Raw genomic sequence first — 640 nt, 5'->3', positions numbered from 1 at the left:
GCGCAGGTGGTCGCGGATCGCGCGGGACGAATAGGCCTTGTCCGCCAGGACCACGTCCGGTCGGGTGCGCGGACGACCGTGTCGTCGGGGAACGCGCAGGCGGGCCATGACGTCGGTGAAGGCGGGGGCATCACCGGCCTGTCCGGCAGTGAGGACGAACGCGAGGGGCCGGCAGCGGCCGTCGGCTGCGAGGTGGATCTTCGTGGTCAGCCCGCCCCGGGACCGGCCGATGGCGTGGTCGGCCGGTTCGCCGGCCGGGGCCCCTTTTTACGGGCTCCGGCCGCGTGCTGATGAGCCCGCACGATCGTGGAGTCCACCGACACGGCCCAAGCCAGGTCCTCATCGGCGTCGGCCTGGGCCATCAGCGCGGTGAAGACGCGCTCCCAGGTGCCGTCGAGGGCCCACATCCGCAGCCGGTTGTAGACGCCACGCCAGTTGCCGTATTTCTCCGGCAGGTGGACCCACTGCGTTCCGGTCTGGAACTTGAACGCGATGGCGTCGATCACCTCCCGGTGATCCCGCCAGCGACCACCCCGCTGCGGCGTCCGGTCCGGGAGCAACGGCTCGATCCGCGCCCACTGCGCATCTGTTAACGGCACACCCGGACCAACGACCGACTGATCCAAACGAAACTGCCTAG

At 70.2% G+C, this 640-nt stretch carries 1 pseudogene; it reads right to left on the bottom strand.

The window, feature by feature from the left end:
• A pseudogene (locus tag AAW13_RS47345) lies at positions 1 to 599 on the bottom strand (IS5 family transposase); the annotation flags it as partial.
• Positions 600 to 640 lie beyond the last annotated feature (41 nt).

Origin of the sequence: Streptomyces humi (assembly GCF_001005085.2) — a bacterium.
In the GTDB taxonomy this organism is placed as follows: Bacteria; Actinomycetota; Actinomycetes; order Streptomycetales; family Streptomycetaceae; genus Streptomyces; species Streptomyces humi.
The sequence above is the reverse complement of the archived record's forward strand: the minus strand, read 5'-3'. Positions and strand labels throughout refer to the sequence as shown.